This window comes from Alkaliphilus crotonatoxidans (assembly GCF_054658015.1).
The window spans coordinates 686,336-701,334 of record NZ_BAAHXS010000006.1 but is presented as its reverse complement, the minus strand read 5'-3'; the positions used below and the strand labels follow the sequence as shown (position 1 = coordinate 701,334).

At 39.2% G+C, this 14,999-nt stretch carries 13 protein-coding genes; all 13 read right to left on the bottom strand.

Annotated features, from left to right (window positions below):
• Window position 1 precedes the first annotated feature (1 nt).
• Complete coding sequence (locus ACYQ1I_RS15330) at window positions 2-1,024, bottom strand: PfkB family carbohydrate kinase (RefSeq protein ID WP_459766867.1); 1,023 nt, start codon at window positions 1,022-1,024, stop codon at window positions 2-4.
• A 395-nt stretch (window positions 1,025-1,419) separates the two neighbouring features.
• Complete coding sequence (gene kduD / locus ACYQ1I_RS15325; protein WP_459766865.1) at window positions 1,420-2,196, bottom strand: 2-dehydro-3-deoxy-D-gluconate 5-dehydrogenase KduD; 777 nt, start codon at window positions 2,194-2,196, stop codon at window positions 1,420-1,422.
• A 31-nt stretch (window positions 2,197-2,227) separates the two neighbouring features.
• The gene (gene kduI / locus ACYQ1I_RS15320; protein WP_459766863.1) at window positions 2,228-3,061 is read right to left on the bottom strand and encodes a 5-dehydro-4-deoxy-D-glucuronate isomerase; all 834 of its coding nucleotides are present in this window, start codon (window positions 3,059-3,061) and stop codon (window positions 2,228-2,230) included.
• A gap of 13 nt (window positions 3,062-3,074) precedes the next feature.
• Window positions 3,075-4,631 carry a glycoside hydrolase family 28 protein gene (locus tag ACYQ1I_RS15315; RefSeq protein ID WP_459766861.1) on the bottom strand — a complete coding sequence of 519 codons (1,557 nt, stop codon included), beginning with the start codon at window positions 4,629-4,631 and terminating at the stop codon, window positions 3,075-3,077.
• 54 nt (window positions 4,632-4,685) lie between these two features.
• Entirely contained in the window at window positions 4,686-5,612 is a 927-nt protein-coding gene (locus ACYQ1I_RS15310; protein WP_459766859.1) for a carbohydrate ABC transporter permease, read from the bottom strand.
• The gene (locus ACYQ1I_RS15305) at window positions 5,612-6,487 is read right to left on the bottom strand and encodes a carbohydrate ABC transporter permease (protein ID WP_459766857.1); all 876 of its coding nucleotides are present in this window, start codon (window positions 6,485-6,487) and stop codon (window positions 5,612-5,614) included. The genes ACYQ1I_RS15310 and ACYQ1I_RS15305 overlap by 1 nt, the downstream gene beginning before the upstream one ends.
• A gap of 49 nt (window positions 6,488-6,536) precedes the next feature.
• Window positions 6,537-7,856 carry an ABC transporter substrate-binding protein gene (locus ACYQ1I_RS15300; protein ID WP_459766856.1) on the bottom strand — a complete coding sequence of 440 codons (1,320 nt, stop codon included), beginning with the start codon at window positions 7,854-7,856 and terminating at the stop codon, window positions 6,537-6,539.
• A gap of 71 nt (window positions 7,857-7,927) precedes the next feature.
• A complete protein-coding gene (locus tag ACYQ1I_RS15295) occupies window positions 7,928-9,325 on the bottom strand; it encodes a family 4 glycosyl hydrolase (protein WP_459766854.1) in 1,398 nt (465 codons plus the stop codon).
• Between the two features lie 23 nt (window positions 9,326-9,348).
• Window positions 9,349-10,416 (bottom strand): glycoside hydrolase family 88/105 protein, encoded by a 1,068-nt coding sequence (locus ACYQ1I_RS15290; RefSeq protein WP_459766852.1) that lies wholly within the window; start codon window positions 10,414-10,416, stop codon window positions 9,349-9,351.
• A gap of 22 nt (window positions 10,417-10,438) precedes the next feature.
• The gene (locus ACYQ1I_RS15285) at window positions 10,439-11,563 is read right to left on the bottom strand and encodes an ABC transporter ATP-binding protein (protein ID WP_459766850.1); all 1,125 of its coding nucleotides are present in this window, start codon (window positions 11,561-11,563) and stop codon (window positions 10,439-10,441) included.
• A 139-nt stretch (window positions 11,564-11,702) separates the two neighbouring features.
• On the bottom strand, window positions 11,703-12,347 hold the full coding sequence (locus ACYQ1I_RS15280; RefSeq protein WP_459766848.1) for a bifunctional 2-keto-4-hydroxyglutarate aldolase/2-keto-3-deoxy-6-phosphogluconate aldolase: 645 nt from the start codon (window positions 12,345-12,347) through the stop codon (window positions 11,703-11,705).
• A gap of 220 nt (window positions 12,348-12,567) precedes the next feature.
• Window positions 12,568-13,329, bottom strand: coding sequence for an IclR family transcriptional regulator (locus ACYQ1I_RS15275; RefSeq protein ID WP_459766846.1), 762 nt, complete (start codon window positions 13,327-13,329; stop codon window positions 12,568-12,570).
• Between the two features lie 232 nt (window positions 13,330-13,561).
• Entirely contained in the window at window positions 13,562-14,761 is a 1,200-nt protein-coding gene (locus tag ACYQ1I_RS15270; protein ID WP_459766844.1) for an HD-GYP domain-containing protein, read from the bottom strand.
• Window positions 14,762-14,999 lie beyond the last annotated feature (238 nt).

Here is a 14,999-nt window from a genome sequence, read left to right as displayed (position 1 = left end):
TTTATCTTTGTACCCTACCGGAGCCGTCACCCTTCATTAAGGTTTCAACCTCATCCTTGGATACCAGGTTGGCATCACCGGGAATTGTGTGCTTAAGAGCAGAGGCGGCAACTGCAAATTCAAGGGCATCCTGTAATGGCATTTCTGTTACCAAACCGTAGATTAGTCCTGATGCGAAGGAATCTCCGCCTCCTACCCGGTCAACAATTCTGACATCGTATTTCTTAGACAGATACGATTGTTTGCCATCATATAATAATGCCGACCATCCGTTATCTGAGGCTGAATAGCTTTCACGAAGGGTTGAAGCTACATATTTAAATCCAAATCTTTCTATTAGCTGCTTTGCAACGCCTTCATAGGCTTTATGATTAATTTCACCCTTGGTAATATCAGTATCTTCAGCCTTGATGCCAAAGACCATTTCTGCATCCTCTTCATTTCCAATACAAACATCTACATATTCCATCAGCTTTGACATAACTTCTCCGGCCTTTTGGGGAGTCCACAGCTTTTTACGGTAATTTAGATCTACAGAAACGGTAACACCCATTTCTTTTGCTGCCTTACAAGCTGCTAGGGTTATTTCTGCAGCCTGGTCACTTAAGGCGGGAGTAATTCCAGTAAAGTGGAACCAATCAACACCTTTAAAAATTTCCTGCCAGTTGAAGTCTGATAAGTTGGCAGTGGCGATGGCTGAATTAGCTCGATCGTATATTACCTTTGACGGTCTTTGGGAGGCTCCGGTTTCAAGGAAATAAATACCTAAGCGTTCTCCTCCTCTAGCAATATAGCTGGTGTCTACACCATATTTTCTCAAGGCGTTAATTGCACATTGTCCAATCTCATGCTTTGGTACCTTTGTAATGAATCTTGCATCTAATCCATAGTTAGCCAGGGAGATACATACATTTGCTTCTCCACCGCCATAGCATACATCAAAATTATCTGATTGAACAAATCTTTGATAGCCTGGTGAAGATAACCTCAGCATAATTTCTCCCAACGTAACAACCTTTTTCATTGATAAATCCTCCCCTTGTTTCATATCTTAAAATATAGTTTCATTATATGAAATTATGTTTCGCAATTCAAAACTTCTATTACGCTAAATTATATGATTTTGGTTAAATTTCTTGTTTTTTCCCCAAAATTCTACTATATTCATTATTTTTCATTGTATTCTAGCTAAACACCTCTAGTAGCCAATACAATGATTCCAGCTGATCTCTGGTTAAGATTGTTTTCTCCCTTAAGCTTTTCTAATTAATTTCCTCATGCCTTATGGTAAGCAAGATGCTAGAAAAAAGGATTAAAGGAATAAACAACACAGTTGATATATTTCACTTTAATCCAATGATAAAATATGGGGGAATGTTGTGTCCTGTTTATCTATCTATCCAAATAATGGTTTGATTGTTATCTTACCATCCAGCCACCATCAACGCATAGAATGTGACCATTCATATAGTCTGATGCACTGGATGCCAAAAATACGGCGGCTGCGGCCAAATCCTCTGGCTTACCCCATCGACCTGCAGGGATTCTGCCTAGAATCTCGGCATTCCGTTTTTCGTCAGCACGAATAGGGGCCGTATTGGCAGTCTCAATATAGCCTGGTGCAATGGCATTAATTTGTACATTACTGTCGGCCAATTCATTGGCAAAGGCCTTGGTTAAGCCTGCAACCCCATGCTTGGATGCAGTATAGCTGGGAACAAACTTGCCCCCTTGAAATGACAGCATAGAAGCTATATTAATGATCTTACCGCTTTTTTGAGCTGTCATATATTTTCCTGCTACCTTGGAAATATAGTAAATGGCACTTAAATTAAGGTCAATGACCCTTTTCCATGCCTCGTTTTCGCCTTCAAGTATTGGCGCACGGTGAATGGTACCTGCATTATTAACAACAATATCGACTCTTCCATAGGCTTCAATACATTTTTCTACAGCCTCCATGGCATCCTGCTCCTTCATAAGATTTCCCTGAAAAAAAGCAATTTTACTACCCATGGCTTCAATTTCCCTGCGCATTTCTTCATCGCCTTCACTGGAATAGGTATAAATAAATAGATCTGCTCCAGCCTTGGCGAGGCCTGTAGCGATGGCCTTTCCAATACCAGAATTACCTCCTGTTACCATGGCCACCTTTCCCTTCAGGCCAAAGGTATTTAAAATAAAATCATTGTTCATCAGTACTACCTCCATTTCATCTGTCTATTGCTTATAGTAGATCGCGGTTATCAATGTGATCCATGTCGGTAAAGGTTTGGTTTTCACCAACCATACCCCAAATAAAGGTATATTTTTTGGTTCCAACGCCCGAATGAATTGACCAGGATGGTGAAATTACTGCCTCTTGGTTTCTCATAATAATATGCCTTGTTTCCTTGGGCTCTCCCATCATATGGAAAACCATGGCATCATCATCCATATCAAAATACAGGTAAACCTCCATTCTTCGATCGTGGGTATGGGAAGGCATAGTATTCCAAACGGAACCCTCTTCCAGCAGGGTCATACCCATAACCAGCTGACAAGACTTGCATACATTCGGATGAACATACTGATAAATTGTTCTTTGATTTAGCTCCTGCGGAGAACCCAGTTTCACCGGATTGGCATCCTTTATATTGATTTTTACCGTTGGATAGGACTGGTGGGCCGGAGCAGAATTAAGGTAGAACTTAGCAGGATTAGCTTCATCTACAGATTTAAAGGAAACATCCTTAATTCCCATTCCCACATAAAGACCATCACGTTGATCCAGCTCGTATTCCTTTCCATCTAAAATGACGATTCCCTTTCCGCCAATATTAATAATACCTAATTCACGTCTTTCAAGGAAATATTCAGCTCCAATTTCCTTTCCTGCCTCCAGCTTTAATTCCTTTTTTACTGGAGTGACAGAGCCGGCAATCATTCGGTCGTAATGGGTATAGACTAATCGTATGTCATCAGCTTGAAACAGTCCACCTACATGAAATTCCTCTCTCAATCTTTGGGTATCATAATTTTTGGCATCCTTATTGCTTGATGCGTATCTAATCTCTAACATAATATTTCCTCCTTTATTGTTTTAAATCTTCTACCTCCTGGAATGTAAAGGGCTCCCCCTTCGGATCCAGAATATGAACATTTTTAATGGTTACCCCCCTGGCATTGCCGATAAAAAAACCTGCTTTAGATTGTTTTTCTATATGACTCATCATAGCAGGATAATCTTCCCTTGCATTTCTGGCAAAGGTAACCTCGACATCCTCCAGATGAATATTTTCAATTTTACGTTCGGGCAATCCATAGAAGAAGCCTGCCGCTACTTCACTATCATAGCACTTGATATTTTTGTAATAAATATTTCTGATGGTTGGTGTGCCCTCATCAACAGGGAGCTTTTCTTTGCTCCATACATATTCTGTTTTCCCATCGGGATCGCAAAAGTAAAAGGCATTAATAACAAAGGGTGTTAAAACACGCTTCATCACGATGTTTTCGGCATGAATACCGCTGATTATTCCATCAACACCCCGACCCCTTCTGGTTTTTATTCTAATACCCCGATCCGTTTCTTCAAAAATACAATTTGATGCAGAAATATTTTTAATCCCACCTGCCATTTCACTTCCAATTACAATGGCTCCATGGCCAAATCTCATATGACAATTTCTGATTTCGATATTGATTGAGGGAGTTTTTAATTTTCTACCCAGGTACAGCTTTCCTGATTTAAGAGCAATACAATCATCACCCACAGAAAAGATTACACCTAAAATCAGAACCTCGCTACATGATTCCGGGTTAATTCCGTCTGTATTGGGTGAATCCTTGGGATTGATCACCTTTAGGTTCAATAGCTTCAGATGGTCTGAAAACAAAGGATGAATTGTCCATGAAGGTGAATTTTGAACTGTGATTCCTTCAATTGTAATATGACTGCAATCCCGTAAAAAGATTAACCGGGGTCGCCATGCAATGCGTTTTACCTTGGCATCCTGCCACCAATTTTCAAAGGAAGCATTCCCATCAATAACACCTTCTCCTGTAATGACAACATTGTGAACATTAATACCTGTAATCAAGCTGGCAAAGCAATCCAACGGATCCCCCTCCCAGCTGCCCAGGTAAACCTCCTCATCCTTAGATTTGAAATTGATACCTGGCAATATAGGATAATGCTCCCGCACCGTACTGCCCAGCAACACCGCATTCTTCTGTATTTCCAAGGTCATATCACTTTTTAAAAAGAGGGGGGTTGTTAAATATACACCTTCCGGAATAACTACCCTGCCACCCTTTGGGCAGGCCATAATGGCAGCCTGAATTGCCGCCGTATCATATACCTTTCCTGCTCCGGTGGCACCAAAATCTCGAACATTAATTGACAGTACTTCACTCCGGGTTTTAAATACCTTGATATCACTGGTTTCCTTTGTCACAGAGTCTTTTAAATAAATTTCATACTCTTGATCAGGTTCCAACCCAGAAAGGGTAATAACATTTTGATTACTAACTGCAACCATTTCTTCATTAAGATAGATTTCCATTTTATGGTCTGAATAAACACATGATTGGTTTACCATTTCAATGGTAAGGGTTCTTGCAGTGATACTAGCAAATTGAAATTTCATGTTTCACCTCTAAAAGTCTATTTTTGGCATACTTTATAAGCCCTTTGTCCTATACTATCCCTTTAAACCTGTTGTAGAAATACCATCGACAAAGTGTTTTTGTGCTACGAAGAATATAATTAAGGATGGCAGAAGAACAATTACCGACATGGCAATTACCTGGTTCCATTGTACCAATGCACTGGCATCCATAGACATTTTTAATGCAATCGACACAGGGTATTTCTCTACGCTGGAAAGATAAATCAATGGGCCAAGGAAGTCATTCATTGTCCACATAAACTGGAATAATGCAACTGAAATCATGGCTGGCTTCAGCATGGGAATTAAAATATAAACTAATACCTGTAGAGAATTACAGCCATCAATTACAGCAGCTTCCTCTAAATCCTTGGGTATTCCCCGCATAAACTGAATCATCATGAAGACAAAGAAGGCATCTACCGCAAAGGCAGCAGGAACCACCAGGGGTTTAAAGCTGTTTAGCCAGTTAAACTCACGAAACATCAAGTATTGAGGAATTCTCAGTACAACATTGGGCAAAAGCAATGTAGCAATTAAAATTGAGAACAGCAGCTTTTTTCCTTTAAATTTAAACCGTGCAAAGCCATAGGCTGTTAGCGTAGTAGAAATAACTGTTAAAATTACCTTGGGTACGACAATTTTAAAACTGTTCATAAAATAGGTTGAGAAGGTATATTCAGTGGAGGTCTTCCAGCCTCTTACATATCCAGAAAAATCCAATTCCTTTGGGATAAAGCCAATTGAAGTAAATATCTCTGCATTGGTTTTGAAAGAGGCACCAATCAACCATACTAAAGGATAGAGCATGAACATTCCCACAATAATTAAAACGGTATACCTTATAGCTTTATTGATTCTGTTCCTGCGGATCCTTCTCTTTCTCAAACGCAGATCATTTTCTAACAGGGAATTGTCAATTTCCTTTTCTTCTTGTTTTTTGAGATTTTTAGCTTCCATTATTCTTCCCCCCCATCATAGTGAACCCAGTACTTTTCAGATTTAAAGGTAATTAATGTGAAGATCATGATAATGATAAACAAGAACCAGGACAAGGCACTACCATAGCCCATTCTGAAATACTTAAAGGCATTATCATAGATGTAAAGCGGGAACAGGTAGGTTGAATGTAATGGTCCCCCGCCGGTGATGATATATGGTCCGTTAAATTCCTGAAAGGCCTGAACCAGCTGCATTATAAAATTAAAAAAGACAATCGGCGTAATCATTGGCAGGGTAATTCTAAAGAAAATACTGGTTTTGGAAGCCCCATCGATTCTAGCTGCCTCGTACAGTGATTCCGGTATATTTTTTAATGCTGCTAAAAAAATAACCATGGGAGAGCCAAACTGCCAGACCCGTAAAAGACTAATGGTGAAAATTGCATATTTGGGATTTCCCAACCAGCTAATGGGATCAACACCAAAAATACCAATTATCATATTGACAAGGCCCGTATCGGCAAATAGAAAACGCCATAATACGGCAATGGCTACACTTCCTCCCAATATGGAGGGTAAATAATAGGCGGTTCTAAAGAAATTAACTGCCTTGATTTTAAAGTTCAAAATATAGGCAATAAATAAAGCGAAGGCCAACTTCAAAGGCACAGTTACAAAAACATATTTAACTGTTGTAAAAAACGATTGTCGGAACAGGTCTGTTTCAAACATTTTTCGGTAGTTTTCCAAACCAATAAATTTAGGTGCATTAATTAAATTATAATCTGTAAAGCTTAGTAAAAAGGATGCGACAAAAGGGAATGCTGTGAAGATTAATAGTCCTAGCATCCAGGGTAAAATATAGGCATAGCCTTCATATTTTTTCAGCTTCATGGTTACCTCCTCCTAGGATAATAAGGGGGAGAATTTCTCCCCCATTCTCCTACTTAGCTAATTCTGCTAATAAACTATTGACTGTATTGATAATTTTATCGGCTGCTTGCTCAGTGTTAATTTGCTTGTAACCAAATTCTTCAATTACATTTTTGTAGAAGGCTTGCAGCTCAGCATCTTCAAAGTATGGAGAAATTCCTTTTCCTAAGAATGCAGTCACCATAACATTTCCTTCATAATTTAATCCTGAAAGCGCTCCTTCTCCCTCTAAAGTATTTAGAGCTGCTTGATTGGCAGGAATACCCCTTGATGTTCCAAGGATTTTAGTAGCTTCTGGGTCTGAAACCAGGAACTCAAGGAAGGTAGCTGCTTCCTCTGGATGCTTGGTATTTTTATTGATTGCAAAACACATAGATATCTTTGCAAGGGCTGATGGGTTTGGCCCCAGTCCGGTTAAGAAGTCACCGGCAACAATTGTTTGATCTCCCTCAAGGGCTGCCTGGAATTTAGCGATGGCACTATCCCACTCATAAACAGCACCATATTTACCTTGAATCCAGCTTGGTGTTTGGTCTACAGGAACATTACCTGCTGCACCTCTTGATTCCATAGAAGGTGAAACTCCCGCTTCAACTAAAGACTCATAGAAGTTTAATCCGTCAATTAGCTCTTCTTTAGTATAAGCCACTTGGTTGTCTTCTCCGATGAAGGGCTTACCGGTTTTTTGCTCCAGGTAATATAAAATCATCAGGAAAGCACCATATTGATCTAAATCCATTGGATAATAGTCAGGGCCTAATTGAGCTTTAAAGACATCTGCCGCTGCATAAAGATCATCAAAGGTTTTAGGAATTTCTACACCTGCATTCTTATAGGTAGTTTCATTGAAGTAGAATACCTTACCACCAATACCAACGGGAAGGGCATTTAGCTTTCCATTAATTGTGGTTTGATCCAATAATGCACTATCATAGTTGCTTACGTTTATAATATCTTTTACTTCATTCAAATCGTAAAAGCCGTTGCCATCCTTTGAGAAAAGATATAGCCAGTTCCAGTTAACCTGTAAGATGTCTGGCGCTGTGTTTCCCAGCATTTGAGTGGTCACCTTTTCTTGATGTCCTTGCCATCCGCCATATTCAGCACTAATCTTAATATGGGGATACTTGTCTTCAAATAACTTAATAGCTGCTAATGTAGCTTCATGTCTTTCATCGCCACCCCACCATGAAAATCTTAGGGTTACTTCCTCGGGTTGATCACCATTAGTGCCTTGATTGCCTTGGTTGTTGGTTGTACTGCTTCCACAAGCGGTTAACAGCATAACCAGTGATAAAATTAATGCAATTACTTTAACCATTTTTTTCATAGATTCATATCCTCCCTTTTATAATATTACCTGTCATGATGCCTTAAAAAATAACACCATTAAGGTAAAAATTAAACAATCTCTTTCCCTACAACCCATTCTTCCAAATAATTTTTTGTTCCATCGATTAATTCGGAAAACAGCCTTTTTGCTGCTATCCTTTCCAATCGTTTTGTTGCAGGATCATTATAGAAGGCTTCAAACAGAGCCTGTTTATCTTTTCTAAAATAGGCCTCAATGAAATTTTGTTGATTGCTTCCATGCTCATAAAGCAATGGTTTTATTTGGGAATCAATTTTACCTGCCAATACAGGTTTAACACTGTTGCCGGTAAATACCGCATTTGTTTCTACCACCGATCCCCAGGGCAAATCAGGCAATTGACCGTAATTGGGCAGGTTAACATTTGTCACCAGATCGCCGCAGCCCAGCAGTGCTTTTATTTGATCAACTCCCTCCTCATCGGAGGGCTCCAGCTTCACAGTTTCAATCCCTTGATTCTGTCTTTCTGTAAGCTGAATTTTATTAATTGCATCCTCTTTTCGCCACGATACAGGGGTTAAGTGGTAACCCATTTCCTCTACCCTTTCTTTACTGGTTAAATAAGAGCTTGGCATAAATTCTGCCAAATGGCGATCGCCTGCCGCCGCAATGACACCAAATCTTCTGAATAAATCAAACTTAACCTTCTCTGAAAAGGTAAAGTGTACCCTGTCGGTATGGGCATCCTTACGATACTTTTCTATCATATATCCCTTTTGGTAATTTTCATCAGCAAATTTCCGGTAAAGGGGGAATAGGTCAATATCTTTATATCTGGCCTCATTGACCCAGGTAAAGTGATTGATTCCTTGAACATTCACCTTAATATCTCTACGGTGGATTTCCCCATCATCACTAGTCAACCCTTGATAAATTTCCTTAAGTAACAATTGGGTACTAAATACCTCATGACAACAGCCAAAGGCTTTTATCTCGGGAAATTCACGATAAAGTGCTGCAATACACAAGGTCATAGGATTGGTATAATTAATGACCCATGCCTCCGGACAATGCTTTCGAATAGCGCTGGCAAATTCTATGTAAATGGGAATAGTTCTTAGGGCACGATTATAACCGCCTGGCCCCACAGTATCCCCCACCGACTGTAAAATGCCGTACTTCTCCGGCAAATGAACATCCACCGTCATTTCATCGAAGGTTCCGGGCAAAATGGAAATTACGACAAATTCTGCATCCTTTAAGGTTTCTTCAAGACTTTCCTTTACAGTGCAGTTCCATTGGCCAACGCTGTTTGACGACTTCTCAAGTTTCTGAAAATACTGTTGGTTACGCAATGCCGCCTTTTTTTCTATGTCATATAAACACAGTTCACCATTGATTTCCTTCTGAAGCAGTAAATCCGACATGAAATTTTTAGCCCACGCCTTTGAGCCCCCACCAATATAGGCGATTTTAGTTGTTTTCATCTGTGTCCCCCTCTGCTTCTAATTTATCTTAAGTATTCACTATAAGCCATCATGAAGCTGCCTGTTCCTTTAGGGTCATTTGGAACTGCTTTTTCTGAGATATAATATTCATAGCTGCCATCTCGATAGGGTACATTTCCTAGACCAGCTACGCCACATATTCCGTTTAACTGATTTTTCTCCGTATCCAAATATTTTTCTACAGTACCTTCAAAGGCCTTTATTCCCCTGGCCTTAAGCTCCTGGGGCAGATATCCCAGCCTGACTCCCTTTAAAATACCATAGGCAATCATAAGGGTTCCGGAGGTTTCTAAATAATTACCTTCTCGGCTGCCGGCATCGATCACCTGATACCACATACCGCTGGTTTCATCCTGGTACCTTAACAGCCCTTCAATGGCCTCCCTGAACATAGTCAGCAAATCCTGAGTAAAGGTATCGTTGGCATAAATAATTTCAAGGGTATCAACCATGGCCATAATAAACCATCCCATGGCTCTGCCCCAAAAATTCCTTGACAGGCCTGTTTCCGGATGACTCCACCGTTCTTTCCTGCTTTCATCATAGCCATGATAGTAAAGCTTCTTTTCTTCATCCCAAATTCTGCGCCTTACATTTAAAAATTGGCCATGAATGTCTTCAAAACCCTTGGAATGATTGAAAACCTTTTCAAATTTTGCATAGAAGGGCATTGCCATATAGAGCCCATCTAGCCAAACCTGATTAGGATAGATTTGCTTATGCCAGAAATTCTTCTCATTGGTACGGGGGTGCTTTTCCAATTGCTCCCTTAGCTGAACAGCGGCTTTGTGGTACTTATCTTCTCCTGTCAAATCATGTAGATCAAATAGTACCTTTCCTGCATTAATGTTGTCGATATTAAACTCATCCTGTTGGTAATTGTGAATACTTCCATCATCCTTAATAAAAAACTTTAACTGATCAACCACAAAGCTAAGGTAATTTTCATCTTGGGTAACACGATACAGGTCCAAGGCACCCTTATAGACACAACCATCTTCATAGTTCCATCTTTCCTTGTAACGCTGGTAATTCTTTAAATAGCCAGTTATAAACTTTTCTATACTCATCCCTTTAACTCCTTATGCTTTTTTATAGAGAAATGTTTTCTTCACTTTCAAAGTCAAACAGATGACATTTATTCATGTCAACCCAGAATTTATATTGCTCCCTCAGGGCTGCCCCTTTGATTTTTTCAGGATTTAAGCGAGAAATATACTGATTACCGCCCATTTCAAAATAAAGGTATTCTTCATTTCCCATCTGCTCTCTGACCGATACGGTTCCTATAATATAATTTCCTGCTTCATCGGGATTGGTTTCATGGGACTTAATATGTTCTGGTCTGATACCAAACCACACCTTTTTACCTAAGTAATTCTTAACCCGATTGGCCTTCTCTGCAGGAAGCTCAAGATTTACATCGCCAATCCTGACTACCACCTTTCCATCAACATTAATCAGCTCTGATTCGACAATATTCATGGCAGGTGCACCGATAAATCCGGCAACAAATTTGTTAGCAGGCTTATTATATAGGTTTAATGGTGTATCCACCTGCATAATTCGCCCTAGCTTCAAGACACATATTCGATCTCCCATTGTCATGGCCTCAACCTGATCGTGGGTAACGTAAATCATAGTGGCTGGCTGGCCCTCTGCCTTAAGCTGCTGATGAAGCTGATTAATCCGTACCCTCATGGAAACCCTTAGCTTCGCATCTAAGTTAGATAATGGTTCATCGAAAAGAAAAACCTCTGGCTTTCTTACAATCGCACGACCAACTGCAACCCGTTGTCTTTGCCCACCTGACATTTCCTTGGGCTTTCTATCTAATAAATCTGTAATTTCTAATTTCTCAGCTGCTTCTTTAACCCTTCGGTCAATTTCATCCTTAGGTGTTTTTTGAAATTTTAAACCAAAGGCCATATTGTCGTAAACTGTCATATGGGGATACAGGGCATAATTTTGAAATACCATTGCAATTCCCCGATCCTTTGGAGGAAGTTCATTTACACAGTTGTCACCAATCCAGATTTCGCCTCCTGTGATATCCTCCAGTCCGGCAATCATCCTCAGGGTTGTTGATTTAGAACAGCCTGAAGGGCCGACAAAAACCATGAATTCTCCATCTTTAACCTGTAAATCAATACCATGAACCGCTTTAAAGCCATTTGGATATTCTTTTTCTACTCTCTTTAGTACTACTTCAGCCATATTCTCGCTCCTTTGTCTGTTGGTTCTTATCTAATACCCCATCGCAATTAAATTTTAGGTTATTCTATTTCTTGGACCTACTCTATGAAAATTTTCCTGGTAGAATAAACTAATCTTTAGTTGTGACAGGGTACTAATCTTATGCTCTCGCTTCTTTAACTTTATTGACAAAAGCCTTTGCTGTTTCAGTAATTAATTCGTAGTTTCCTGTTTTTGCCCCAGCAGTTAACTCTCCTCCAACTCCAACGGCAATACAACCATTCTTGATCCATTCAGAAACATTTTCAATATTGACACCACCTGTAGGCATCAGTACCGCCTGGGGAATGGGACCTTTAATTGCCTTGATCACATTAGGGCCATAAACACTGCCTGGAAACACCTTAATTACATCAGCACCTGCCTCCATGGCCTTTACAATTTCAGTAATTGTCATACAGCCCGGCATGTAGGGAATTTGATAACGATTGCATAATTTCGCAGTTTCCAGATCAAAAGATGGACTGACGATATATTCTGCTCCCGCTAAAATTGCAATCCTAGCAGTTTCACTGTCTAGCACTGTTCCTGCTCCAACAATTAACTCTGCTGAAGTAAAAGTTCTCTTTAATGAAGCAATTACTTCCGCTGCACCAGGAACCGTAAATGTTATTTCAATGGCTGGTACGCCGCCATCAATACAAGCTTTAGCAATTTTCTCTGCCATATCTGAATTTTCTGCCCTAACTACTGCTACAACGCCAGTATCTGTTATTCTTTTTAGTGTTTGAATTTTAGGAATCAAACAGAGCCCTCCTTTTTTTCTGTTTCAGAATACAAACTATAGTTTCATTATACGAAATAACGTTCTGTAAAACAAAACTTCAGAAGGCCCTTATAAGGAATTATCGTAGTATTTTTTTACATATACTTTCATTTTCGTTTTTTTTCTCATAATTTCAAAAAATTTTTATATTAATACATATCTCCTTTAAAAATGGGTAAAATAAAAAGCTTGATTACATTTACCCTCTGTAACCAAGCTCTTTAGAAATCATCTGACAATAATATATCAATAACTCTGAAAACTCACTGATTAATTCCTTCTTTACTCTAATGGCAGGTCCTGAAATACTAATCGCCCCTGCTACCTCCCCAGAATGATTCAGTATGACGGCCCCAACACACCGTACACCCAATTCATTTTCCTGTTCATCGACAGCATAACCATTTTGTCGAATCAACGACAGCTCCTTCTTCATATGATCCCATTCTGTAATAGTGTATTTTGTAAATTCTACAATATTGGTATTGTTCCACACTTTCTTAGCTTCCTCTTCCGGGAGCTGTGCCAAAATAGCCTTTCCAACAGCAGTACAATACATCGGGCTTCTTTTTCCAATTCTTGATACCATTCGTATTGTGTTATTTGATTCAACCTTGTCAATGTACACAATTTCATTTCCATCCCGAATAACCAAGTGAATTACTTCATTGGTCTTTGCCATAAGCTCTTTAAGGAAAGGCTTTGCAACGGTAAATAAATCCATACTTTCCAATCGCTTATTTCCCAGCTCAAAGAGCTTTAAAGTAATTTGATACTTATTAGATATCGGGTCCTGAACCACATAACCCATATGAATTAAAGTAGCCAGTAATCTATGGACGGTACTTTTATGCAAATTAATCCTAGAACTAATTTCAGTAATCCCAAGTCCTTCGCTATAGTCTGACAACACTTCCATAATGGATAAAGCCCGATCTACCGATTGAACTATATCACTCATCTATTAATAACGCCCCTTTCATGGGTTCCTTTTCTTATATTTTATCTTAGCACACTAAGAATATTATCTAAACCCTTTTATCTTAAAGCCTTAATATTACAAAACCGAAATCGTTTACAAAACCATAGCTCAACTAAAGGATGATTTGTTAAAATGAGTAAAGCCTTGTGTATTATAAAAATATCATCTATATACTACTGTAGAACAAATTTAACGGAAATTCAATATTAAACTATAGAATATGTAAAAATTCCTTAAAAATATATTCGTGATAGCAGCCCTTCTCAATTAATTTTTTAATGATGGCAAGGGCTTCCTGCTGGGTCATGCCCTTACGATATATCCGATCTTCCACAAGGGCCTGATGAATATCGCACAGGGCGATTATTTGACTTTCCTCCGATAATTGTTCCCCCGAAAGTCCTTCGGGATAGCCCGTTCCTAACAGGTTTTCATGATGATTACTTGCCCATTCCGCAATATCTTCAAAACCCTTTACCTGTTTTAAAATATATTTAGAATAATAGGGGTGCTTTCTAATTAAAACCATTTCCTCCTGGGTCAATCTGCCGGGCTTATCTAATATTTCGTTGGGCACCACTAATTTTCCTAAGTCATGAAGATAACCGGCCACCTTCATTTTCTGTATTTTAAGCCCATTATATTTCATTTGCTGAGCCATACGATAGGCCTTTTCACTGACCTGTAAGGAATGCTGATGGGTAAAGCTGCTCTTTTTGTCAACAATAATGGCAAAGGCCTTTGCGATTTTTTCCAGACCCATCATATCAATTTTAATCATTCTAGAAGGGGTTATATCCTTTAAAATGCTTCCTATATCAAAGGTTCCCAAATCAAACCAGACCCGATCCTTCTCAAGGACCCTTAAGAGTGTATCTACAACCTCATCCTGAAACCCCTTACGTTTTTCATGCTCCAACCAATCGGTTATTTCTTTTCGATAAGCTAGAGAATCACGCTTCGGGTCAAATTTTAATTCAAATTGATCTGCCAATGAAATTACCTGGGACAAAAAGGGTATCTCCTGCTGTTGCATTCCGTAGGGCCCTGTACCGTCGTAGCGCTCGTGATGAAACTTTATAATCTCGGGAATTTCCTTATTAATGGGTAATTCCTTGGCAATTTCCCAGCCTGTGGTGGCATGATGCTCCTGCTCCTTTGAAAAGGATTGCTCGGCTTTAACAAAGGCTCCGTTCCCCTGTCTGAATATGGCCGGAATCACACCTATATCGTGTAAAATAGCAGCCTGAATTACCTTCTCCAAATCTTCTTCAATTCCCATTTTTTTAATGATCAGTGATGAAATATAGGCTACTTTTTTTGCATGCTGAAAGGGTTTATTTTCTGCCACATCCAGCATTAAAGAAAAGGTCATCAACAATTCATTTAAATCCACTTCAAATTTTTCCATGGCTTCATCTCCAATAAAATTTTTATCTATTATCTACTATTTCTACCCAACCTAAGGATTTGATAAATTAAAAATCGGGCAGCATGATAGAAATTATTTCGACATTTTATTGCAGATTCCTTCATTGAAAAATCATGTATCTTGGTGGAATTGCCATGATTAATGACAATACCTTCTATACCATGACATGAGAAGAGAACCCGTTAGGTATTTGCCCTGAGGTTCCCTTCCTGCTGAA

What these genes read in the sequence shown, in the direction of transcription:
- ACYQ1I_RS15330 (WP_459766867.1), bottom strand. Translation starts at nt 1,024, where the DNA reads ATGAAAAAGGTTGTTACGTTGGGAGAAATTATGCTGAGGTTATCTTCA.
- kduD (WP_459766865.1), bottom strand. Translation starts at nt 2,196, where the DNA reads ATGAACAATGATTTTATTTTAAATACCTTTGGCCTGAAGGGAAAGGTG.
- kduI (WP_459766863.1), bottom strand. Translation starts at nt 3,061, where the DNA reads ATGTTAGAGATTAGATACGCATCAAGCAATAAGGATGCCAAAAATTAT.
- ACYQ1I_RS15315 (WP_459766861.1), bottom strand. Translation starts at nt 4,631, where the DNA reads ATGAAATTTCAATTTGCTAGTATCACTGCAAGAACCCTTACCATTGAA.
- ACYQ1I_RS15310 (WP_459766859.1), bottom strand. Translation starts at nt 5,612, where the DNA reads ATGGAAGCTAAAAATCTCAAAAAACAAGAAGAAAAGGAAATTGACAAT.
- ACYQ1I_RS15305 (WP_459766857.1), bottom strand. Translation starts at nt 6,487, where the DNA reads ATGAAGCTGAAAAAATATGAAGGCTATGCCTATATTTTACCCTGGATG.
- ACYQ1I_RS15300 (WP_459766856.1), bottom strand. Translation starts at nt 7,856, where the DNA reads ATGAAAAAAATGGTTAAAGTAATTGCATTAATTTTATCACTGGTTATG.
- ACYQ1I_RS15295 (WP_459766854.1), bottom strand. Translation starts at nt 9,325, where the DNA reads ATGAAAACAACTAAAATCGCCTATATTGGTGGGGGCTCAAAGGCGTGG.
- ACYQ1I_RS15290 (WP_459766852.1), bottom strand. Translation starts at nt 10,416, where the DNA reads ATGAGTATAGAAAAGTTTATAACTGGCTATTTAAAGAATTACCAGCGT.
- ACYQ1I_RS15285 (WP_459766850.1), bottom strand. Translation starts at nt 11,563, where the DNA reads ATGGCTGAAGTAGTACTAAAGAGAGTAGAAAAAGAATATCCAAATGGC.
- ACYQ1I_RS15275 (WP_459766846.1), bottom strand. Translation starts at nt 13,329, where the DNA reads ATGAGTGATATAGTTCAATCGGTAGATCGGGCTTTATCCATTATGGAA.
- ACYQ1I_RS15270 (WP_459766844.1), bottom strand. Translation starts at nt 14,761, where the DNA reads ATGGAAAAATTTGAAGTGGATTTAAATGAATTGTTGATGACCTTTTCT.